The organism is Streptomyces sp. NPDC056486 (genome assembly GCF_042795295.1).
Classification (GTDB): Bacteria; Actinomycetota; Actinomycetes; order Streptomycetales; family Streptomycetaceae; genus Streptomyces.
Genome location: NZ_JBHTSF010000001.1, coordinates 244,316 through 264,646 on the forward strand (window position 1 = coordinate 244,316; position 20,331 = coordinate 264,646).

General features: G+C 68.9%; 17 protein-coding genes and 2 pseudogenes. 8 read left to right on the forward strand and 11 right to left on the reverse strand.

Annotation, left to right across the window (positions count from 1 at the left end; all coding sequences use genetic code 11):
• Positions 1-134: 134 nt before the first annotated feature.
• From ACFQ7F_RS01045 to ACFQ7F_RS01055, 3 genes and pseudogenes are all read left to right on the forward strand, one after another.
• Positions 135-863 (forward strand): L,D-transpeptidase family protein, encoded by a 729-nt coding sequence (locus tag ACFQ7F_RS01045; protein WP_383264127.1) that lies wholly within the window; start codon positions 135-137, stop codon positions 861-863.
• Positions 864-1,054: 191 nt separating this feature from the next.
• A pseudogene (locus ACFQ7F_RS01050) lies at positions 1,055-1,385 on the forward strand (peptide-N4-asparagine amidase); the annotation flags it as partial.
• A 248-nt stretch (positions 1,386-1,633) separates the two neighbouring features.
• The gene (locus ACFQ7F_RS01055; protein WP_383264130.1) at positions 1,634-3,061 is read left to right on the forward strand and encodes a cation:dicarboxylate symporter family transporter; all 1,428 of its coding nucleotides are present in this window, start codon (positions 1,634-1,636) and stop codon (positions 3,059-3,061) included.
• Here the strand turns inward: ACFQ7F_RS01055 and ACFQ7F_RS01060 are convergent.
• The 3 genes from ACFQ7F_RS01060 to ACFQ7F_RS01070 all read right to left on the reverse strand — a co-directional run bounded on the left by ACFQ7F_RS01060 (position 3,000) and on the right by ACFQ7F_RS01070 (position 7,995).
• Positions 3,000-4,469, reverse strand: a complete 1,470-nt coding sequence (locus tag ACFQ7F_RS01060; RefSeq protein WP_383264132.1) for a Gfo/Idh/MocA family protein — start codon at positions 4,467-4,469, stop codon at positions 3,000-3,002. The two genes, ACFQ7F_RS01055 and ACFQ7F_RS01060, sit on opposite strands and share 62 nt — an antisense overlap.
• Before the next feature lie 154 nt (positions 4,470-4,623).
• Complete coding sequence (locus tag ACFQ7F_RS01065) at positions 4,624-7,542, reverse strand: FAD-binding and (Fe-S)-binding domain-containing protein (RefSeq protein WP_383264134.1); 2,919 nt, start codon at positions 7,540-7,542, stop codon at positions 4,624-4,626.
• Positions 7,543-7,551: 9 nt separating this feature from the next.
• Complete coding sequence (locus ACFQ7F_RS01070; protein WP_383264137.1) at positions 7,552-7,995, reverse strand: MarR family winged helix-turn-helix transcriptional regulator; 444 nt, start codon at positions 7,993-7,995, stop codon at positions 7,552-7,554.
• A 166-nt stretch (positions 7,996-8,161) separates the two neighbouring features.
• Here ACFQ7F_RS01070 and ACFQ7F_RS01075 point away from each other — a divergent pair, with 166 nt between their 5' ends.
• From ACFQ7F_RS01075 to ACFQ7F_RS01085, 3 genes are all read left to right on the forward strand, one after another.
• The gene (locus ACFQ7F_RS01075; protein WP_383264139.1) at positions 8,162-9,979 is read left to right on the forward strand and encodes an ABC transporter ATP-binding protein; all 1,818 of its coding nucleotides are present in this window, start codon (positions 8,162-8,164) and stop codon (positions 9,977-9,979) included.
• Between the two features lie 46 nt (positions 9,980-10,025).
• Positions 10,026-10,895 (forward strand): endolytic transglycosylase MltG, encoded by an 870-nt coding sequence (gene mltG / locus ACFQ7F_RS01080; RefSeq protein ID WP_383264226.1) that lies wholly within the window; start codon positions 10,026-10,028, stop codon positions 10,893-10,895.
• A gap of 105 nt (positions 10,896-11,000) precedes the next feature.
• On the forward strand, positions 11,001-11,699 hold the full coding sequence (locus ACFQ7F_RS01085; protein ID WP_383264142.1) for an antibiotic biosynthesis monooxygenase: 699 nt from the start codon (positions 11,001-11,003) through the stop codon (positions 11,697-11,699).
• 27 nt (positions 11,700-11,726) lie between these two features.
• Here ACFQ7F_RS01085 and ACFQ7F_RS01090 read toward each other — a convergent pair whose 3' ends face one another.
• The 6 genes from ACFQ7F_RS01090 to ACFQ7F_RS01115 all read right to left on the reverse strand — a co-directional run bounded on the left by ACFQ7F_RS01090 (position 11,727) and on the right by ACFQ7F_RS01115 (position 17,136).
• Complete coding sequence (locus ACFQ7F_RS01090; RefSeq protein WP_383264144.1) at positions 11,727-12,854, reverse strand: NAD(P)-binding domain-containing protein; 1,128 nt, start codon at positions 12,852-12,854, stop codon at positions 11,727-11,729.
• A 55-nt stretch (positions 12,855-12,909) separates the two neighbouring features.
• Positions 12,910-14,121 carry an LLM class flavin-dependent oxidoreductase gene (locus tag ACFQ7F_RS01095; protein ID WP_383264146.1) on the reverse strand — a complete coding sequence of 404 codons (1,212 nt, stop codon included), beginning with the start codon at positions 14,119-14,121 and terminating at the stop codon, positions 12,910-12,912.
• 2 nt (positions 14,122-14,123) lie between these two features.
• Positions 14,124-15,167 carry an ABC transporter substrate-binding protein gene (locus ACFQ7F_RS01100; protein ID WP_383264149.1) on the reverse strand — a complete coding sequence of 348 codons (1,044 nt, stop codon included), beginning with the start codon at positions 15,165-15,167 and terminating at the stop codon, positions 14,124-14,126.
• Between the two features lie 55 nt (positions 15,168-15,222).
• Positions 15,223-16,023 (reverse strand): ABC transporter ATP-binding protein, encoded by an 801-nt coding sequence (locus ACFQ7F_RS01105; protein ID WP_383264151.1) that lies wholly within the window; start codon positions 16,021-16,023, stop codon positions 15,223-15,225.
• A complete protein-coding gene (locus tag ACFQ7F_RS01110) occupies positions 15,996-16,928 on the reverse strand; it encodes an ABC transporter permease (RefSeq protein WP_383264154.1) in 933 nt (310 codons plus the stop codon). Before ACFQ7F_RS01110 ends, ACFQ7F_RS01105 begins: the two co-directional genes overlap by 28 nt.
• Positions 16,929-17,052: 124 nt before the next feature.
• Positions 17,053-17,136, reverse strand: a complete 84-nt coding sequence (locus ACFQ7F_RS01115; protein ID WP_383264229.1) for a putative leader peptide — start codon at positions 17,134-17,136, stop codon at positions 17,053-17,055.
• A 101-nt stretch (positions 17,137-17,237) separates the two neighbouring features.
• On the opposite strand from ACFQ7F_RS01115, the gene ACFQ7F_RS01120 reads away from it, so the two are divergent.
• On the forward strand, positions 17,238-17,660 hold the full coding sequence (locus ACFQ7F_RS01120; protein ID WP_383264156.1) for a secondary thiamine-phosphate synthase enzyme YjbQ: 423 nt from the start codon (positions 17,238-17,240) through the stop codon (positions 17,658-17,660).
• Between the two features lie 625 nt (positions 17,661-18,285).
• Here the strand turns inward: ACFQ7F_RS01120 and ACFQ7F_RS01125 are convergent.
• Positions 18,286-18,726: a hypothetical protein gene (locus tag ACFQ7F_RS01125; RefSeq protein ID WP_383264158.1), complete on the reverse strand. Its 441-nt coding sequence runs from the start codon at positions 18,724-18,726 to the stop codon at positions 18,286-18,288.
• Positions 18,727-18,991: 265 nt separating this feature from the next.
• Positions 18,992-19,228 (reverse strand): annotated as a pseudogene (locus tag ACFQ7F_RS01130) (short-chain fatty acyl-CoA regulator family protein); the annotation flags it as partial.
• Positions 19,229-19,355: 127 nt separating this feature from the next.
• Here ACFQ7F_RS01130 and cobF point away from each other — a divergent pair.
• Entirely contained in the window at positions 19,356-20,150 is a 795-nt protein-coding gene (gene cobF / locus ACFQ7F_RS01135; RefSeq protein WP_383264160.1) for a precorrin-6A synthase (deacetylating), read from the forward strand.
• The last annotated feature ends 181 nt before the right edge of the window (positions 20,151-20,331 follow it).

Here is a 20,331-nt window from a genome sequence, read left to right on the forward strand (position 1 = left end):
AGGCGGTGAAAGGTTCGCCTCGGACGGTGGTGCGAAGCAAACGATTTTCCGTCGGGGAGTAAAGATTCGGCCCCTTCTCCGCCCGGGGCCGGGCGCCTGGACGGCTCACGTGATCCGGGTGCGACCATGGACGGATGCGTATAGCTGGTGCGGTGCGAGCGGTGGCTGCCTTCGCGGCCTGCGGTGTTCTTCTGACGTCCTGCGGAAGCGGGGACGACGGGGCGAAGGACGATGCGGGCACGGACCAGGCGAACAGGGCCGAGCCGTCGGCGACGACCGATCTCAAGCGCATCCCCGATGTGGGAGACCGTCTCCGGAACAAGATTCCCGGGAACTCCCGGCAGGTCGTCGCGGTCTACGGGGAGGGCGAGGACTCGGCGAAGTCCACCGTCGTCCTGTACACGAAGTCCGGTTCGACATGGGACAAGACGCGTAGTTGGGCCGCGCACAACGGCAAGAAGGGCTGGACCACCGACCATCGCGAGAACGACAAGCGCAGTCCGGTCGGTGTCTACACGCTCACCGACGCGGGCGGCGTCCTCGCCGATCCGGGTGCCGGGCTTCCGTACACCGAGAGTGCCTCGATGCAGGCGCCGCACTACTGGTCCAAGTCGCACTGGCACGACTTCGACTACGTCATCGCCATCGACTACAACCGCGCCAAGGGCACCCCGCCCAACGACCCGACCCGCCCCCAGGGCCAGTCCAAGGGCGGCAGTATCTGGCTGCACATGGACCACGGCAGCGGTACGTCGGGCTGCGTGAGTCTGTCGAAGACGGGCATGGAGTACCTCCTGAAGAAGCTCGACCCGAAGCAGCACCCGGTCGTGGTGATGGGCGACAAGAAGAACCTGAAGGGCTAGGGCCCTTCTGATGGATCTCCGCGGCGTCGCGACGCCCGGCACGCACCCTCACCGCACGGCGCAAAGGGACAGGTGACTCCGCCACATGACCCTTCACACCGCACGCCGAGGGCACGCACCGAACGCCGCTCCTTCTCCCACGGAGATCCATCAGAAGGGCCCTAGCCCGCGCGACCGCATCGGGCTCCTGGGACGAGAAGCGTGAGCACGTCTCCGGCAAGCTGACCGGGCACTAGGCGGGGCACCTGGCCAACAAGCCGACATACGGGCCTGGTTCGCCTGAGCGTGAGCACCGTTTCGACACCAGGCAGTCATCGGCTCAGTGTCTCGGGATACGTCGACACCTCCCACGGCCGCGTCGAGACGACCGTCAGCCGTGCGCTCGTCAATACTCTCGTCAATGCTTCCGTCCATCGATGGACCGAGGGCGAATCCACCGACGCGCTCAAGTCCACCTGGACGGACCGCGAGACGGTCACCACGGACGGACGCGCGATTCGCACCGACCGGACGTACACGATGCGGCGACGATGGAGGGTGCTTTCCGGAGCCGTCTTCGTGGCCCCCGGCCGCCCCTTGAAGCGCTCCGGGGCCCTTCCTCCACTCCGGAGCCTCGCACTCCACTCCGGCGGCTTGGAGCATGATCCAAGATTTACGCCGATGTGATCTGGAGGTCTTTTGCGGAAGCATTCACTCCGCCATAGTGGCGCCTCGCGGAAAGAAATTTCCGTATGGCAGAAGTTAGTTGAAGCCTCACTACAGGAGTGCCCGTGCCGCAGTCCGTACCGTCCATACCGCGACGCGTAGCACGCACATTGCGAACCTCACTGTTCGCGCAGGTCGCCTGCGCGTTGGTGCTCGGAGTCCTCGTCGGAAGGCTGTGGCCCGACGCGGGCACCGCCGTCCAACCGCTCGGCGACGGCTTCGTACGTCTCATCAAAGCGATGATCGCCCCGCTCGTCTTCTGTGTGGTCGTCGCCGGAATCACCAAGGCCGGAGACCTCAAGGCCTTCGGCCGCATCGGGATCAAGGCCCTCATCTGGTTCGAGGTCGCGACCACGGTCGCCCTCGTCGTGGGCCTGCTCGCCGGAAACCTCGTCAGCCCGGGCGCCGGAATGAACGTGGACCCCTCCAAACTCGACGCGTCCGCCGTCGACGCGAAGACCGGCGGGGGTGAGCTGCCCTCGACCAGTGAGTTCCTCCTGCACTCGCTGCCCGACAGCGCGATCGGCGCCTTCGCCGAGAACTCGCTGCTCCAAGTCCTCGTCCTGTCCTGCCTGGTGGGCGCGGCCCTGCTGCATCTCGGCAACACGAAGGTCCCCGCGATCCTGCCCGCCATCGAGCAGGGCCAGGAGGTCGTCTTCGCGATCGTCGGCTTCATCATGAAGCTGGCGCCGCTCGCCGTCTTCGGTGCGACCGCGCATCTGGTGGGGGAGTACGGCATCGGCGCACTGTCGACGTACGGCAAGCTCATCGGTGTCTGTTACGCGGTGGCCCTGATCTTCCTCGTCCTGCTCGGTGTCGCCCTGAAGGCGCTGACCGGCCTGAGCCTGTGGAAGTTCGTCCGCTACACACGCGAGGAGATGCTGCTCGCGCTCGGCACGGCCTCCAGCGAGGCCGTCATGCCGCGCATGATGCAGAAGCTGCGCCAGGCGGGCTGCCGCGACGACGCGGTGGGCCTCGTCCTGCCGACGGGATACTCCTTCAACCTCGACGGCGCCTCGATCTACCTCTCCATCGGTACGTTGTTCATCGCGCAGGCCGTCGGCGTGGACCTGAGTCTGGGCCAGCAGGTCACGGTGGTCCTCGTTCTGATGCTGACCAGCAAGGGCATGGCGGGTGTGCCCGGTTCGGCGTTCCTCGCCCTTTCCGCGACCGCCTCCGCGCTCGGGGTCATCCCGGCGGGCGCGGTCGCCCTGCTGCTCGGCGTGGACCGCATCATGGACGCCATGCGCGTCGCCACGAACCTGCTCGGCAACTGCGTCGCCGTCTTCGTGGTCTCGCGCTGGGAGGGCGCGCTCGACACGGAGCGGGCCAAGAAGGTCCTCTCCGGAGAGATCGCGTTTGTTCCCGAGCAGGCGGAGGAGCCCGGCAGCGCTGACGTGAGCACCGCCGGGCCCGATGAGCCCAAGTCTCTTATGCCTGCGGCTTCTCCGAGTCCACTCCCGGCCGAGGCTTCTTCCACAGACCGCGAGTGAAGTCCGGGATCGCCTGCGGCGCGCCCTTCGCCTTGATCGACAGGTGGCTCAGGGGGACGGGCGACGTCCAGGTCGCGGCGTCGTAGACGTCGAAGTCGGGCACGAGGCCGAGCTGCATGGTCTGCATCAGACGGAAGACCATGATGTAGTCCATGCCGCCGTGTCCGCCCGGCGGGTTGGAGTGCTCCTTCCACAGCCAGTGGTCGAAGTCGGCGGCGTACTTGCCGAAGTCGCCCCACTCGTCGTTCGTGTGGTCCGGTTCGATGTAGATGCGCTCGGGGTAGTCCTCGAAGACGCCCTTGGTGCCGCCGAGGCTGTTGATGCGGCTGTAGGGGTGGGGGGTCGAAACGTCGTGCTCAAGACGGATCACCCGCCCCTTCGCCGTCTGCACGAGGCTGATCGTGCGGTCGCTCTCGATGTACGTCTCCTTCCAGCTCGGGTCGCCCGCGGGCATGTGCGCCTTGCGGTACTCGGCGAGACCGAGCGCGGGCGTGCCGAAGCTGGAGATGTGCGTGACGCGGTCGCCACGGTTGATGTCCATGTAATTGGAGACCGGGCCGAAGCCGTGGTTGGGGTAAAGGTCGCCGCGCAGCCGCGTGTGCCACAGGCGCCGCCACGGACCCTCGTAGTAGTCAGGGTCGAACATCAGGCCGCGCAGGTCGTGGTTGTACGCGCCCGCCCCGTGCAGCAGATCGCCGAACTTGCCCGCGTGGGCCATGCGCAGGACACGCATCTCGTTCTTGCCGTAACAGCAGTTCTCCAACTGCATGCAGTGTCTGCGGGTCCGCTCGGAGAGGTCGACCAGTTCCCACAGCTGGTCGAGCTGGAGCGAAATGGGACACTCCACGCCGACGTGCTTGCCGTTCAGCATCGCCGTCTTCGCCATGTCGAAGTGCCAGTCCCAGGGCGTCGCCACGTACACGAAGTCGATGTCACCGCGCTTGCACAGGTTCTCGAAGTCGTGATCGCCCTTGGTGTACGTCGCCGGGGCGGGCTGGCCCGCATCGGTGACCTTCTTCGCTGCGGCCGCGGTCTTGTCCTTGACCGGGTCGCAGAGCGCGACGACCTTCACCCCCGGGACCGCCAGGAACAGATCGATCATGCTGCCGCCGCGATTGCCGAGCCCGACGATGCCGACGCGCACCGTGGAGCGCCGCTCGAACGGTACGCCGACCATGGTCTTGCCCTTGCGTGCCGGTGCCTCGGCGGCCGATGCCGCAGCGGCGGGCGCGCCCTGCGAGGCGTCGGCGTGGGCCGTGCCGCCGGCGAGGGCGCCGAGGCCGAGCCCCGCCCCGGCGAGGCCGGCGGTGCGGAGCACGGCGCGGCGGGATGTGCCGTCGGTGGAGTCGTCAGGGGTCGCGGACTCGTCGGACTCGTCAAAATTCGGTATCGCGTGCTCGTCGTGCATCGGACCTCCGTGGCTTGGATGCCTGCGCTGGAACGGATGCCACCCTGATAGGGGGAGGGGCGTGGCGCAAGGGACCGAAGTGGCCAGGGAGTTGGATTTATTTCGCGCCCGGTCTCGGGAGCCTCTTTTCCGGGGCTTTCCGGGGCGCTGTTCCTCACGGACGTGTGGCGCGCTCCAGCTCCAGGAGTACGGAGTAGTAGGCGTGGCCTGTGGCGTGGTCCATGCCCACCTCGCACATGCGGTTCGCCGAGAGGTGCGCGTCGAAGGAGCGGGCAGTGACCTCTGCCGCCTCCTTACGGGTGGCCGACTCGGTCAGCTCCTTGTGCAGCATGCCGCGGTCACCGGCGAAGGCACAGCAGCCCGCGTCGTCCGGGACCACCACTTCGTCCGCGCAGGCCTCGGCGACCGTGCGCAGCTGGGCCTCGTCGCCGAGGTGGCTCATGGAGCAGGTGGGGTGCAGGACGGCGGAGCCGACCGTGCGGTGCACGGTCAGGTGGGGGAGCAGCTCGTCCGCGGCCCAGACGAGGGAGTCGACGACGGTCAGCTCCCGGTGCAACTGCCGGTTGTCGGCGGTGAGATAGGGCACGACCTCGTGCGCGATGCCGAGCGTGCAGGACGAGGCGTCCACCACCAGGGGCAGCCTGCCGCCCGCCGTCCAGGCCCAGGCCGCCTCGACGATGCGATTGGCCATCACCGCGTTGCCCTCGTCGTACCCCTTGGAGTGCCAGATCGTGGCGCAGCACGTCCCCGCGACATCGTCCGGAATCCAGACGGGCCGCCCGGCACGCGCGGAGACGGCGACCACGGCCTGAGGCAAGGAGCGGTCACCGGGGCTCCCGAAGATGCGATTGACGCACGCCGGGTAGTAGACGGCGCTCGCGCCCACACGCGCGGTGCGCGGCAGCTTGCGGGCGGCGGCTCCCGGGATGTCCGGCAGCCACTCGGGGACCAGATCGGGGCGGACTGCCTTGCGCGCGGCGCGCGTCACCGTGGTCAGGAGCCGGTCGTTGATCCGGCTCGAGGCGGCCACCGCGAGCCGTGCGGCGGCCTCGACCGCCTTGAAGTTCTTGGCGGTGAAGGCGGCTGCCCGCTCCTCGCGCGGCGAGTGCCGTGCGCGGCGGAAGTCCTTCATCAGGGCGCCCGTGTCGATGCCCACCGGGCAGGCCAGTTTGCAGGTCGAGTCGCCCGCGCAGGTGTCCACGGCGTCGTATCCGTACGCCTCGACGAGTCCGTCCTCGACGGGGGAGCCGGGTGCCTGGCGCATCATCTCGCGGCGCAGCACGATCCGCTGGCGCGGAGTGGTCGTCAGGTCCTCGCTGGGGCAGGTCGGTTCGCAGAAGCCGCACTCGATGCAGGGGTCCGCGATCAGCTCCACCTTGGGGATCGTCTTCAGGCCGCGGAGGTGGGCCTTCGGGTCGCGGTCGAGGACGATGCGCGGCGCGAGCACGCAGTCCGGGTCGATGACCTGCTTGGTGCGCCACATCAACTCCGTTGCCTTCGGGCCCCATTCGAGCTCAAGGAACGGGGCGATGTTCCGTCCCGTCGCGTGCTCGGCCTTGAGCGAGCCGTCGAAACGCTCGACGGTGAGCCTGCAGAATTCGTCCATGAACGCCGCATAGCGCTCCACGTCCGACGGCAGACCCGCGTCGAAGGCGAGCAGGAAGTGCAGATTGCCGTGCGCGGCGTGCCCCGCGACGGCCGCGTCGAAGCCGTGCCGCGTCTGGAGCTCGAGCAGGGACTCACAGGCGTCGGCGAGCCGTGACGGCGGCACCGCGAAGTCCTCCGTGATCAGTGTCGTCCCGGAGGGCCGAGAGCCACCGACCGCCGTCACGAACGCCTTACGGGCCTTCCAGTAGCCGCCGATCGTCTTCGGGTCACGCGTGAAGGCGTTGGTCACCGAGGCGACCGGCGCGACGATTTCGAGCCCCTCGACGACCTTGGCGGCCGCCGCTTCGTACGCCTCTTGGCGCGCCGCGTCCGGTGCGCGGAACTCGACAAGGAGCGCGGCCGTCGACTTGGGGAGCCGCCCCCAGTCGGCGGGCACCCCCGCGACACTGGTCGAAGCGCGCAGGGTGTTGCCGTCCATCAGCTCGACGGCCAGCGCGCCCGCCTCGTTGAACAGGGGGACGGCCGCCGCCGCGGCAGGAAGGGACGGGAAGAAGAGCAGAGCTGTGGTGACCTGCCGGTCCAGCGGAAGGGTGTCGAAGACGACCTCCGAGATGAACCCGAAGGTGCCCTCGGAGCCGACCATCAGACCGCGCAGGATCTCGACGGGTGTCGCACCGTCCAGGAACGCGTCCAGGCGGTAGCCGTTCGTGTTCTTGATCTCGTACTTGGCGCGGATGCGGGCCGTGAGCTCCTTGTCCGCCTCGATCTCCCGCTTGATCGCCAACAGGCCTTCGCACAGGGCTGGTTCGGCGTGTGCCAGCTGCTCGTCGGCGTCCGGATCGGCCGTGTCGACGACCGTGCCCGTCGGCAGGACGAAGGTCAGCGAGGCCACCGTGCGGTACGAGTTGCGGGTGGTGCCCGCCGTCATTCCGGACGCGTTGTTCGCGACGACCCCGCCGATGGTGCAGGCGATGGCGCTCGCCGGGTCGGGGCCGAGGACGCGCCCGTGCCGGGAGAGCGTGGCGTTGGCCCGCAGGACCGTCGTACCGGGAGCGATGCGCGCCTGCTCGCCGTCGCCGATGACCTCGACGCCCGCCCAATGCCTGCGCACGTCGACCAGGATGTCCTCGCCCTGGGCCTGGCCGTTGAGCGAGGTGCCCGCCGCACGGAAGACGACCTCGCGGCTCCTGCCGTGCGCGTACGACAGGATGGCGGAGATGTCGTCGATGTCCTGTGCGACGACCACGACCTGCGGCACGAAGCGGTAGGGGCTCGCGTCGGAGGCGTACCGCACGAGGTCGGAGATCTTCGTCAGGACCTTGTCCGCGCCGAGCAGCGCGGACAGCTCCGAGCGCAGCGGCTCGGGCGTGCCCTTGGCCTGCCGGTCCGGCACCCGGTCGGGAGCCGGGCCCTCCGGTCGCGACGCGGGACGCAGGGCTTCCGGCGTGGGCTCGAGCAACGGCATGAACTCTCCTCAGCAGCGGCGGACGTCCGGCACATCGAACAGCGCGTTCAGCAGGCCGCCGAGCTGCGCGCGCTGCTCGGCGTCCAGTGGAGCCAGGATGTCCTCCGCGGCGGCCAGACGCGCGCTGCGCAACTCCCCGAAAGCCTTGTGTCCCGCGTCCGTGAGCTCGATGCGGATCACCCGGCGGTTGGTGGGATCAGGGACACGGCGCACGAGATCACTGGCCTCCAGGCCATCGACCAGGCTCGTCACGGCGCGCGGGACCACTTCGAGGCGCTGGGCGAGGTCGGCCATGCGCGGCGGTGTCTCGTAATGGACGAGGGTGCGAAGCAGGCGGGACTGGGCCGGGGTGATCCCGGTCGGCACCAGATGGCGCTTCTGGATGCGGTGCAGCCTGCGGGTCAGCCGCAGCAGCTGTTCGGCGAGCAGTCCGTCGGCGTCCGGGGTGTTCATGCGGGAACATTATCAGGACCTTGTGCATTGTGAGTATAGGTAACAGTGAGCTATGCTCCCTCAATCGTCATCGGCTGTATCCCGACGTTCGGCGTCGTCGCGGCCGCCGACCGTCCTCGCCGGCCCGTGAGCGCGCCGGCTGCCGTCTCACCTCCCGTAGGAGCCCATGCGTCACGACGAACCCAAGTGGACACCGCAGCCCCCGGCCCCCGGCCAGGAGGAACAGCCGCGGCAGATCCGCCGCATCCTGCGCCTCTTCCGTCCCTACCGCGCCCGCCTCGCGATCGTCGGCCTGCTCGTCGGCGCCGCATCCCTGGTCTCGGTTGCCACCCCCTTCCTGCTGCAGGAAATCCTCGACACCGCGATCCCGCAGGGGCGGACGGGCCTGCTGAGCCTGCTCGCCGTCGGCATGATCCTCAGCGCGGTCGTCACCAGCGTCTTCGGCGTCCTGCAGACCTTGATCAGTACGACGGTCGGGCAGCGCGTCATGCACGACCTGCGCACCGCCGTCTACGGCCGCCTGCAGAGCATGTCGCTCGCCTTCTTCACCAGGACCCGTACCGGTGAGGTCCAGTCCCGCATCGCCAGCGACATCGGCGGCATGCAGGCGACGGTCACCTCCACCGCCACCTCCCTGGTCTCGAACCTCACCAGCGTGATCGCCACGATCGTCGCGATGCTCGCCCTCGACTGGCGCCTTACGGTCGTCTCGCTGCTCCTGCTGCCCGTGTTCGTGTGGATCAGCCGCCGGGTCGGCCGCGAGCGCAAGAAGATAGCCACGCTGCGGCAGAAGCAGATGGCCGCGATGGCCGCGACGGTCACCGAGTCGCTCTCCGTCAGCGGCATTCTGCTCGGCCGCACGATGGGCCGCTCCGACTCGCTCACCAAGTCTTTCGCCGACGAGTCCGAGCAACTGGTCGACCTCGAGGTCCGGTCGAACATGGCGGGGCGCTGGCGCATGGCCGTCATCTCGATCGTCATGGCCGCCATGCCCGCCGTCATCTACTGGACCGCGGGCCTCGCCTTCCAGCTGGGCGGTCCCACGGTCTCGATCGGCACGCTCGTCGCCTTCGTCTCGCTCCAGCAGGGCCTGTTCAGGCCCACCGTGAGCCTGCTCTCCACCGGCGTACAGATCCAGACCTCGCTGGCGCTCTTCCAGCGCATCTTCGAGTATCTGGACCTGCCCGTCGACATCACGGAGCCCGAGCACCCGGTGCGCCTGGACAAGGTCAAGGGTGAAGTCCGCTTCGAGGGCGTCGAGTTCCGCTACGAGGGGGACGACGACCGGAACCGGGCGATCCTCGACGGCATCGACATCACCGTCCCCGCCGGCGGCAGCCTGGCCGTCGTCGGCCCCACCGGTTCGGGAAAGTCGACCCTCAGCTATCTCGTGCCGCGCCTTTACGACGTCACGGGCGGCCGTGTCACGATCGACGGCGTCGACGTGCGCGACCTGGACTTCGACACGCTGGCCCGGGCGGTCGGAGTCGTGTCCCAGGAGACGTATCTCTTCCACGCGTCGGTCGCCGAGAACCTGCGCTTCGCCAAGCCCGATGCCACGGACGAGGAACTGATCGCGGCCGCGGGAGCGGCTCAGATCCACGACCACATCGCGTCCCTGCCCGACGGGTACGACACGGTGGTCGGCGAGCGCGGCCACCGCTTCTCCGGAGGCGAGAAGCAGCGCCTCGCCATCGCCCGTACGATCCTGCGCGATCCGCCCGTGCTCATCCTGGACGAAGCGACCAGCGCCCTGGACACACACACCGAGCACGCCGTGCAGGAAGCCATCGACGCCCTGTCCGCCGACCGGACGACGCTCACCATCGCCCACCGGCTCTCCACGGTCCGCGGCGCCGACCAGATCGTGGTCCTGGACGCGGGCCGGACCGTCGAGCGCGGCACCCATGAGGAGCTCCTGGAGAGGGACGGCCGCTACGCCGCCCTGGTTCGACGAGACGCCCAGCTGGAGCCTGCGACATGACGATATGCGTGGAATGTCTGGATTTGCAGGATAATGTGCCTGCATGCTGCAGACCAAGACTCCGCGCCGGGGCACGATTCGACTGACGCGTCGGGGCCGGATCGCCCTGATCGCGACCGGAGCCGTCGCGGCGGTCACCGCCGTGGCGGTGCCGCTGCTGCTCCCGGACGACAGCGCACGCCCCGAGTCGCTGACCATCCCGGAGGGCTGGCGTTCGGGCCAGGTGTACGGGGCCGTCGACAAGGCCCTCGGGGTGCCGGCCGGCACCACCAAGAAGGCCATCCCCAAGGCTGATCTCAAACTTCCCGGCGACGCGGGCGGAAACCCCGAGGGTTACCTCTTCCCGGCCACGTATCCCATCGGCGACAAGTCGACTCCCGCGTCCGTGCTGTCGTACATGGTGAACACGTCCACCAAGAAGTTCAGCGGCAACCAGGTCACCGCGGGCGCCGACCGCAACGCCGTGAACGTCTACCAGACCGTCACCATCGCCAGCATGATCGAGGCGGAGGCGGGCTCCAAGGCGGACATGGGCAAGGTGGCCCGCGTCATCTACAACAGACTCGACCAGGGCATGCCCCTGCAGATGGACTCGACGATCAACTACGCCCTGAACCGTTCGACGCTGAACACCCGCGACCGCGACACAAAGATCAACAGCCCCTACAACACCTATACGCGCATGGGCCTGCCCCCCACCCCGATCGGCAACCCCGGCGAGGAGGCGATGCGCGCGGCGACCGGCCCGGCGCAGGGCGACTGGCTGTACTTCGTGACGGTGAAGCCGGGGGACACCCGCTTCACTTCGAGCTTCGAGGAGCAGCAGAAGAACGTGGCGGAGTTCAACAAGAACAAGAACAAGAGCAAGGACGGGGACGGGGGCGGGGGCGGGGACGAGAAGAAGCAGGACAGCTAGGAGCCCGGGAGTCCTCCCCTTGACCTCGATCGCACTTGAGGTGTGAGCCTTTGTCTCGACGCTCGCATCCACTCGACCGCGTCGCAGGCCCCGGGAGGACCGACCATGCCCGCACCGATATCCGCACCGTTCCCCGCCGTCCGGCGTGCGGACGCCGGCACGATCCTCGTCAGCTCCTGGATCGTGCCGGCCCCGGACGTACAGGAGCGCGCCGCCGACCTCGTCATCGAGGAGTGGGAACGCCAGGAACGCCCGGACGCGATGCTCTCCCTCACCACGTTCCTGAGCGAGGACGGCTCTCACGTCCTCAACTACGCCCAGTGGACGGACGACGACGCCCACCGGGAATGGGTACGAGAGCGGCGGCCCGCGGCCATCGGCACGATCGACAAGACACTCCCGGGCATCGAGCGCCCCGGCGTCGTGCGCTATGCGCTGTACCGCAGCTACGCCCCGCAGGAGAACGCGTCCCGGCGTCCAGGGGCACTCGTCACGCCCACCTTCGATACACAGGGTCCCCACGGCCAGCGGGCGCTGAGTGACGCGGTCATCGGCATTCTGGAGCGGATCCGTCCGGCCGGGCTGCTGGGGGCGCACTTCCATGCGAGCAAGGACGGCCGACGGGTTCTCAACTACGTGGAGTGGCAGGACATGGCGGCCTGGCGGCGCTTCGCCGATGACGGCGGCACGAACGAGCTGCGCACGAAGATCGGCACCCTTGAGGGCGTCACCCCGGCCTACTCCCGGCTCGACGTGCCGCGCTACCGCCCGTACAGGAGCCTGGAGAACGTCCCGGCCCCCTGAGCCGACCGTGGGGGACGCATCCTCACGTCACACCGCGACCGGCGCGTCCGCGTCCGCCAGGAGCCGCTGGATGTCCCGCACCGCAGCGCGCCCCGCACGGTTCGCGCCGATGGTGCTGGCCGACGGCCCGTAGCCCACCAGGTGGACGCGGGGGTCGGCGGCGGCCCGGGTGCCCTCGATCCGGATGCCGCCGCCCGGCTCACGCAGCCGCAGCGGCGCCAGGTGCTCGATCGCCGCCCGGAATCCGGTGGCCCAGAGGATGACGTCGGCATCGACGCGCCGCCCGTCGTCCCACTCCACGCCGCTCGGCGTGATGCGGTCGAACATCGGGAGCCGGTCGAGCACCCCGTCGGCCCGCGCCTGCCGGATGGCGTCGTTGACGGGCAGCCCGGTCACGGACACGACGCTCTGCGGCGCGAGCCCCTGGCGCACCCGCTCCTCGACCATGGCGACGGCCTCGCGCCCCCAGTTCTCGTCGAAGGGTCCCTCGCGGAAGATGGGCGGCCGCCGGGTGACCCAGGTGGTCCCGGCGGCGTACGGAGCGATCTCCATCAGATGCTGTGTGCCCGAAGCCCCGCCGCCCACGACGATCACCCGCTGCCCCTTGAAGGCCTCGGGCCCCGGATAGACGGCCGTGTGCAACTGCCGCCCACGGAAGGTGTCCTGCCCCGGATAACGCGGCCAGAAGGGCCGGTCCCACGTACCCGTGGCATTGATCAGGGTGCGCGTCGCCCAGGTCCCGGCCGACGTCTCGACAAGCAGCCGCCCGCCGTCGCCCGCACGCACCTGGTGTACGTCGACGGGCCGGTGCACCCGCAGGTCGAAGCGCCGCTCGTACGCGTCGAAGTACTCCTGGATGACCTCCGACGAGGGCCGCGCGGGATCGGCGCCGGTCAGCTCCATGCCGGGCAGCGAGTGCATCCCGTGCACTTTCCCGTAGGTGAGCGAGGGCCAGCGGAACTGCCAGGCGCCGCCGGGCCGGGGCGAGTGGTCGAGGACGACGAAGTCCCGGTCCGGCTCGAAGCCGACCCTGCGCAGATGGAAGGCACTGGACAGGCCCGCCTGCCCGGCACCGATGACGACCGCGTCCACCTCTTGTGCCGCTTCGTGTGCCGTTTCTCTTACGGCCGCGTCCCGTGCCCCGATGTCGTTCACGCTTCTACTAACTCCATCGGGGCCCGGGATCTTCCCGCGTCTGCCGGTGTCCGGGTCAGCGCCCGCCCGAGGCCAACAGGAGCGGCGCGCCGCCCGGAGCCGATCCCGGACGCCCGCTCGCCGAAGGCGCCCCGGCCAGCTGCGACGCCGGAATCCGGGGCAGCAGCCCACGCGCCGCCAGATCCGGGATCACGCCCTCGCCGAACCAGTACGCCTCCTCCAGATGCGGATAGCCCGAAAACACGAAGTGCTCGACGCCGAGCGCGTGATACTCCTCGATCCGGTCGGCGACATCCGCGTGGCTGCCGACGAGCGCGGTGCCCGCGCCACCCCGTACGAGACCGACACCCGCCCACAGGTTCGGCGAGATCTCCAGCTCGTCCCGGGAGCCGCCGTGCAGCGCCAGCATCCGCTGCTGGCCGACGGACTCGCTGCGGCCGAGCGCCTGCTGCGCGGCGGCGATGGTGTCCGGGTCGAGGTCGTCGAGCAGCCGGTTCGCGGTGGCCCACGCATCGGCGGCGGAGTCGCGCGAGATGGTGTGCAGCCGGATCCCGAACCGCACCGTGCGGCCCTGCTCCTCGGCGAGCCCACGAATCCAGTCGATCTTCTGCTTGACCTGCTCCGGCGGTTCACCCCAGGTCAGATACACATCCGCGTGCCGCGCCGCGACAGGACCGGCAGCCGCCGACGAACCACCGAAGAAGACCTCCGGCAGCGGGTCCGGCGGCAGCGCGGTGAGCCCGCCCTCCACGTCGTAGTGCTCGCCGTTGAAGTCGAAGGGCTTACCGCCCCACACACCCCGTACGACGGACAGGAACTCGTCCGTGCGGGAGTAGCGCCGATCGTGGTCGAGGTGATCGCCGAAGCGCTTCTGCTCGGTCGAGTCGCCGCCCGTGACGACGTTCAGGAGCAGCCGGCCGCGCGTGATGCGCTGATACGTGGCGGCCATCTGCGCGGCGAGCACGGGGGAGATGACGCCAGGACGGAACGCCACCAGGAACTTGAGCCGCTCCGTGTGCTGGGCCAGTGCGACCGTCGTCAGCCAGGCGTCCTCGCACCACGTGCCGGTCGGGGTCAGCACCGCCTCGAAGCCCAACTGCTCGGCCGCCTTGGCGATCTGGATCAGATAGTCGATGTCGGGGGCCCGCACACCACTGACCGGGGTGACACGGGAACGCTTGACGCCGCCGTCGGTGTAGGCGTGCCGGTCGACGAGGGTGCGACCGTCGCCGCCGGTCGGCAGGAACCAGTTGAGGTGGACGGTCATCGTCAGGACTCCTTGTGGTACGAGCGCGGCTTGCTGGTCGAGGGCGGCAGGTTGCCGTTGAAGCGCGTCTCGACGAAGTCGCCGAAGTCGACGCGGCGCGGAATGAGCTTCTGGTCGGTGAAGGTGTCCGCGATCTCCTGCTCGGAAGTGATCACGTTCTTGTCGACGGCCACCGGGACCCGGGTGCCGTTGGTGCGCTTGACGGCGGCGAGCGCGGCCTCGTAGGGCAGGCCGGTGTCCTTCGCCCAGACCTTCGCCCACGCCTCCGGGTGCTTGTAGACCCATGCCTGGGCCTTCTGGAGCCGCTTGAGGTAGTCGTCGATCGCCGCGGACTTCTTCTTGTCCTTGAGCGAGTCCGGGGCCGCCACCTGGAAGTTCAGGCCGTTCACCAGGCCGTCGCCGTCGGTCAGGATGCGGCCCTTCTTGCTCTCGAGGACCTGCGAGGTGTACGGGTCCCAGACGGCCCAGGCGTCCACCTTGCCGCTGGTGAACGCGGCAAGCGCGTCGGCGGGCTGCAGATACTTGACCTTGACGTCCTTGAGGCCAAGACCCGCCTTCTTGAGGGACGCGATCAGCTGATAGTTCGCCGACGAACCCTGGGTCACGGCGATGGACTTGCCCTTGAGCTCTTCGGCCTTCTTCAGGGGCGAGCCGTTCGGGACGAGGATCGCCTCGCCCGACGCGGTGCCGTGGGTCGCGGCCACGACGGAGATCTTCGAGTTCGCTCCGGCGGCGAAGACGGGAGGCGTGTTGCCGACGGCTCCGATGTCCGCGGCCTTGGCGTTGATGGCCTCCAGGAGGGGCGGACCGGAGGTGAAGGTGGACCAGTGGATCTTGTACTTCAGGTCGTCGAGCTCCCCGGCCGCGCGCAGCACGGCCTCCGAACCGCCCTTCTGGTCCCCGACGTTGAGAGTGAGCGACCCCTTGCCGTCGGTCCTGCCGCCCGCACCCGCGGACGAGGTGCTTGCGGAGGGGGAGCCGGAGCATGCGGCGAGCAGCAGGGCCAGGGGGAGGAGCAGGGCGGGGGCGGCGAGGTGTCGTCGCATGGTGAGTCCGTTCGGTCTGTTCGTGCTGTTCACGGGGCGGGGGAGTGGGGGAGGTTCAGGCAGCGGCGGCTTCCGGAGAGGCGCCGTCCGCGTCGACGCCCAGGCGCTGCAGAAGCTCGCCGCGCAGCTCGGCGAAGCGCGGATCGGAGATGCCACGCGGCCGCTCGATGTCGATCTCGGTCTCGTACGCGATGACCCCCTCGTCCATGACGAGCACCCGGTCGGCGAGGAGCACGGCTTCCTCGACGTCGTGCGTGACGAGCAGGACGGCGCAGCCGCGCCGCTGCCACAGTTCGTCGACGAGGCGCTGGGCCTTGATGCGGGTGAGCGCGTCGAGCGCGCCGAACGGCTCGTCGAGCAGCAGCAGATCGGGCTCGCGCACCAGGGCGCGGGCCAGCGAGGCGCGCTGGGCCTCGCCGCCGGAGAGGGTCTTGGGCCACGCGTTCGTACGGTGCTTGAGGCCGACCTCTTCCAATGCCCGCTCGGCGACGGCGCGTTCGGGCTTGCCCTTCAGTCCGAGCAGGACGTTGCGCCATACGCGCTTCCAGGGCATGAGCCGGGGTGCCTGGAACGCGACGGCCTTGCGGCGCGGCACGAGGACCGTTCCCTCGATGTCCCGGTCGAGCCCGGCGAGGATGCGAAGGAGGGTCGACTTGCCGCAGCCGCTGCGCCCGAGCAGCGCCACGAACTCACCCGGTTTCACGTCGAGATCGAGCTGATTGATGACGGCGCGCCCGTCGAAGGAGCGGGTAAGACCTTCGACACGTACGGCCGAAGTGGCCTGTGCGGTGGGGGCGGTGGCCGCGTTGGTCGCGGAGTCGGTGGGGGTCACCGGCCGGTGAACGTCGGTCGCCATTGCAGCAGCAGCCTTTCGAGGGTGCGGACGATGAAGTCGGCGATGAGGCCGAGGAAGGCGTAGACGATCAGGCAGACGACGATCACATCGGTCCGCAGGAAGTCACGCGCCTGGACCATCAGGAAGCCGATCCCGGAGTCCGCGTTGATCTGCTCGGCGAAGACGAGGGCGAGCCAGGCGATGCCGAGGGAGTATCGGAGGCCGGTCATCGCACCCGGCAGAGCGCCCGGCAGGATGACGTGGCGCACGAGCCCCCACCGTGAGAGCCCGAGGGACTCCCCGGCCTCGATGAGCTGCGAGTCGACCCCGCGGATGCCCGCGTACACGTTCAGATAGAGCGGGAACGAGACGCCCAGCGTGATGATGGCGACCTTGGGCGTCTCACCGATGCCGAACCAGATGATGAACAGCGGGATGAGCCCGACGAAGGGCACGGTGCGCAGCATCTGCACGCTGGCGTCGATGAGATCCTCGCCGACGCGGAAGAGCCCCGAGATGAGCGCGAGCGCGGTCCCGACGACGGTACCGAGCAGCATCCCCACCGCGACCCGCTGCAGGGAGACCCCCATGGCGGAGGTCAGCGAACCGTCGCCGAGAAGGTCACGGGCGACTCCGGCGATGGTCCCCGGCGATGCGAGGATGTCCTGGCTCAACGCCCCTGTGGAGCTGAGGAGTTGCCACAGGGCGAGAAGCGCGAGGGGCCCGGAGGTGCGGCGCAGCCAGCGGGGGACGCGGGCGCGGCGGGTGGAGACGGGGACGATGGGGACGAGATCGGGCTCGGCCGAGCGGGCGTCTTCAGCGCCATCGCTGTCTCTGACGTCCTGGGCGTCCCGGGCGGGATCGCCGGACTTGGATATACCCGAAATGTCGGACTCGGGGTCCGGCGGGGCATGGCTGATGCTCATGGTGCTCCACGGCAGGAGGGAGGGATGCCCGAAAGGCCTGCGCGAGGGACGGCGAAATCAACCGCGCGAAGGCGTCAGGGCAGAGAAGTGCAAAGGGGGAAAAGGGGCTGAGGCCGGGGGAGCGTCAGCAGCTGTGACGACACGCAGCAGAAGCCACCCGCAGCAGGTCGATGTGACCGCGCGTGGTGAGCAGAGCTGAACGCAACATGCCGCTGAACGTAGCCAGATCGTCAGCGTACGGTCAATGCCGTCTCGGAAGGTGGACGCCACGTATCAGTGAATGGGAGAGACGTGAGGGAGGATGGCCCCATGTCCGACGCTTTCACCACCCGTGTCCTGAACGTCACCACCGGCTCGGCCGAGAAGGTCTTCGACCTCACCGACGCCGTCCAGAGCTTCCTGGGCGAGGCGGCAGCAGGCCGCGACGGCCTGCTCAACGTCTTCGTCCCCCATGCCACCGCCGGCATCGCGATCCTGGAAACGGGCGCGGGCAGCGACAACGACCTGCTGGCCGCCCTGCACACCCTGCTTCCGGCCGACGACCGCTGGCAGCACCGCCACGGCAGCCCCGGCCATGGCCGCGACCACGTCCTCCCGGCGCTTGTGCCGCCGCATGCGACGTTGCCGGTGCTTGGGGGACGTCTGGAGCTGGGGACGTGGCAGTCGGTGTGTCTGGTGGACACGAACCAGGACAATCCTCGTCGGCAGGTGAGGTTGTCGTTCCTCGGGTGACGAGGATGCTCGTAACGGGGCAGCAGATTGGCGTTCGTGGGCACCAGGCGGTCAGGACGCAGGTCGGCGCCTACCGGCAGCGGCTCGCCGAACTCGACCCCGATGACCCTGCCGGTCGAGCACGCGGCCGCACACCACCTCACCACTGGCCTGTCCTGGACGTCCCCTGGGGAGGCACCCGGCCGCCGGCGGGGAGGAGCACGGCCACACAGCATGAGGGAAATGGCCGCAGGTGGAGGCCATTGACATGAGTGGGTGGCGGCAAGCCCTCCGTTGGGCCCCAGAAGCCCTTGAGTCTGACTCCAGCTGGAACGAAGTCCGAATGCCGGCACGCAACCTCTTGAGTGACCTGACAGGCATCTGGCATCACCCCATGCCGGACATCACCGTGCTGTAGCCCGCCAGTCTGCTGCTTGTTCTGTTCGAGGTGGCGGAGGGGCGGTGGACGGTGGTCTTGGACCCGCGACGCCGGCTGGAGTTGCGGCCATTTCGCGGTCTGCGCGAGTCCGGGGCGGCGATGCGCCTGTCGCGTCCCGCGGATCCTTGGCCTTCAGTAGCTTGCCAGCGTTGTTGTAGGTCCAGCCGTGGAACGGGCATCGACGCGAGTGTGCGCTGTGATCCCTGGTCAGCGGCGGCCGGTGGACAGGGTGATGAGGAACTGGCCGCCGCCCGGCTGGATGTCGGCGGTCACCGGCAGTCCCGGTACCAGTCGGGAGAATCGGTCCACCAGCCAATCCGCCGCCTCTTGGGCGTCCCGCTCGGTCGGACAACGGCCCACCATCTCGCGGCCCCCCTTGCGCTCCAGCCTCTCGGCAACGGTGATCAGCGGCGCGGGTTCGACCACGTACAGGCGGTCCGGCCAGGCGATGACCACCTTGACCGCGCCCTTGCGGGTGTTGCATCCGCGGTGTGCGAGCCGCTCGGCGACCTTGGCCTTCCGGTCGGCGGTCCGGCTGTCGACGCTGGGCCCCCGCGGGTCGTTCACCGACTCGTCGGGGTCGACCGGTTCGTCACACACCCAGCACTGCCAGCCGTCGCGCTCGGCCACATCATCAAGGAGACTCATCCGAGCAAACTAGCCTGCTCGGCCGCCACCCCGCGCACCAGGGCCCGGCAAATTCTGACCTGCGGATATGTCGGCTCCTCTTCCGTGTGACGTCCCCCCGATCGCACAGCATGTGGAGGCGGGATCAGGTACCTTGCCGGTTGCCTTAACGGAGGTTGGTGGACACGAACCAGGGCAAACCCGACCGTCAGGTCTGGTTGAGCTTCCTGGGTTGACCAAGGTCGCCTCTCAGGGCGGGCCGCCATTTCTCCGTAAGACAGGCGGATCAGTGTGTGCGTGTCTCAGCCGGATACGGCACATACGTGCGCCGGTCGGGATCGATGGAGAGCCTGCCGCCGGCCGGTGGCCGGGCCCGCTGGGCGCAATCACGACGTTCGCACATCCGGCAGCCCAGACCGATCGGTGTCGCCGCGGGGGCGTCGTCGAGGGCGACGCCGGCAGCTCGGGTGCTGTTGAGGTGAGTTGCTCCAGGGCAGCTCTGCGCCACGCCATGCTCGCAACGCGCTGATCCGCCCTCTGGCCTCCTACTAGGGCCGAGATCAGCGGACAGTTCCGTCGACCCTCCGCCGAGATGCCGTCGGCGCCGGATCCTGACTCTGCTACCTGGCTCACCTGCCACAATGCTTGCCATGACCACGGAGCAACGCCGGATACTCGTGATCGGCATCGGAGCCGGCGACCCGGACCACCTGACCCTCGGAGCGGTGAAAGCCATCCGGCGTACCGATGTCTTCTTCATCGTCGGCAAGGGATCGGACAAGTCCACGCTGACGGACCTGCGCCACAGCATGCTGGAGGAGCACGCGAAGGCGCCGTACCGAGTCGTGGAGGTGGAGGACCTGAGCCGGGACCGACGCCCCATGGACCGCACCGGCTACACCTCGGCCGTCCAGGACTGGCGTGATCGGCGCGGAGACATCTTCGAGGGGTTGATGCGCGACGAGATGTCGGAAGGGGAAACCGGAGCGTTCCTCGTGTGGGGCGACCCGTCGCTCTACGACAGCACGCTCGGGATCCTCTCCGACATCGAAGCCCGCGGTTCCTTCTCGGTGACGGTCGAAGTCATTCCCGGCATCAGCAGTGTCTCGACGCTCGCAGCGAGGCACCGAATCCCGCTCAACCAGGTGGGCCGCCCGCTCCACATCACCCCCGCTCGCCGTCTCGCCGACGTGGCCCAGAACGACGACGGCGACATCGTCGTCATGCTCGACGCGCACGAGTCGTTCACCCAGGTCGAGGGCGACGACGTGTGGATCTACTGGGGTGCCTACTTGGGCACACCGGACGAGCTGCTCATCGCGGGCCCGCTGCGCGAGGTGTCCGACCGTATCCGGCAGGTACGGGCCGAGGCCCGGGAGCGGCACGGCTGGATCATGGACACGTATCTGCTGCGGATCGTGAAGTCGTCGGGTTCGCCGCGGTGACTCTGTAGGCGGGGGACACGGCCCAGCAGCTGCCCGTGGTGCTGTTCCACGGGGCCCTGGTCTGCCGGCCGTGTGCCGGTACGACCAGCGGGGCACGGGAGCATCGCGGTGGTGCGGCCCTCACTCCTTGGGCCGTGCCCGGTCCAGGCATGCGCGGTCGAGGCTTACTTGCCCCTTGAGT

Excerpts from the sequence above, each read along its gene's own strand:
- ACFQ7F_RS01045 (WP_383264127.1), top strand. The coding sequence starts at position 135 with ATGCGTATAGCTGGTGCGGTGCGAGCGGTGGCTGCCTTCGCGGCCTGC.
- ACFQ7F_RS01085 (WP_383264142.1), top strand. The coding sequence starts at position 11,001 with ATGCCCGCACCGATATCCGCACCGTTCCCCGCCGTCCGGCGTGCGGAC.
- ACFQ7F_RS01095 (WP_383264146.1), bottom strand. The coding sequence starts at position 14,121 with ATGACCGTCCACCTCAACTGGTTCCTGCCGACCGGCGGCGACGGTCGC.
- ACFQ7F_RS01105 (WP_383264151.1), bottom strand. The coding sequence starts at position 16,023 with ATGGCGACCGACGTTCACCGGCCGGTGACCCCCACCGACTCCGCGACC.
- ACFQ7F_RS01070 (WP_383264137.1), bottom strand. The coding sequence starts at position 7,995 with ATGAACACCCCGGACGCCGACGGACTGCTCGCCGAACAGCTGCTGCGG.
- ACFQ7F_RS01115 (WP_383264229.1), bottom strand. The coding sequence starts at position 17,136 with ATGTTGCGTTCAGCTCTGCTCACCACGCGCGGTCACATCGACCTGCTG.
- ACFQ7F_RS01060 (WP_383264132.1), bottom strand. The coding sequence starts at position 4,469 with ATGCACGACGAGCACGCGATACCGAATTTTGACGAGTCCGACGAGTCC.
- ACFQ7F_RS01110 (WP_383264154.1), bottom strand. The coding sequence starts at position 16,928 with ATGAGCATCAGCCATGCCCCGCCGGACCCCGAGTCCGACATTTCGGGT.
- ACFQ7F_RS01065 (WP_383264134.1), bottom strand. The coding sequence starts at position 7,542 with ATGCCGTTGCTCGAGCCCACGCCGGAAGCCCTGCGTCCCGCGTCGCGA.
- ACFQ7F_RS01100 (WP_383264149.1), bottom strand. The coding sequence starts at position 15,167 with ATGCGACGACACCTCGCCGCCCCCGCCCTGCTCCTCCCCCTGGCCCTG.
- ACFQ7F_RS01125 (WP_383264158.1), bottom strand. The coding sequence starts at position 18,726 with ATGAGTCTCCTTGATGATGTGGCCGAGCGCGACGGCTGGCAGTGCTGG.
- ACFQ7F_RS01120 (WP_383264156.1), top strand. The coding sequence starts at position 17,238 with ATGTCCGACGCTTTCACCACCCGTGTCCTGAACGTCACCACCGGCTCG.
- cobF (WP_383264160.1), top strand. The coding sequence starts at position 19,356 with ATGACCACGGAGCAACGCCGGATACTCGTGATCGGCATCGGAGCCGGC.
- ACFQ7F_RS01075 (WP_383264139.1), top strand. The coding sequence starts at position 8,162 with ATGCGTCACGACGAACCCAAGTGGACACCGCAGCCCCCGGCCCCCGGC.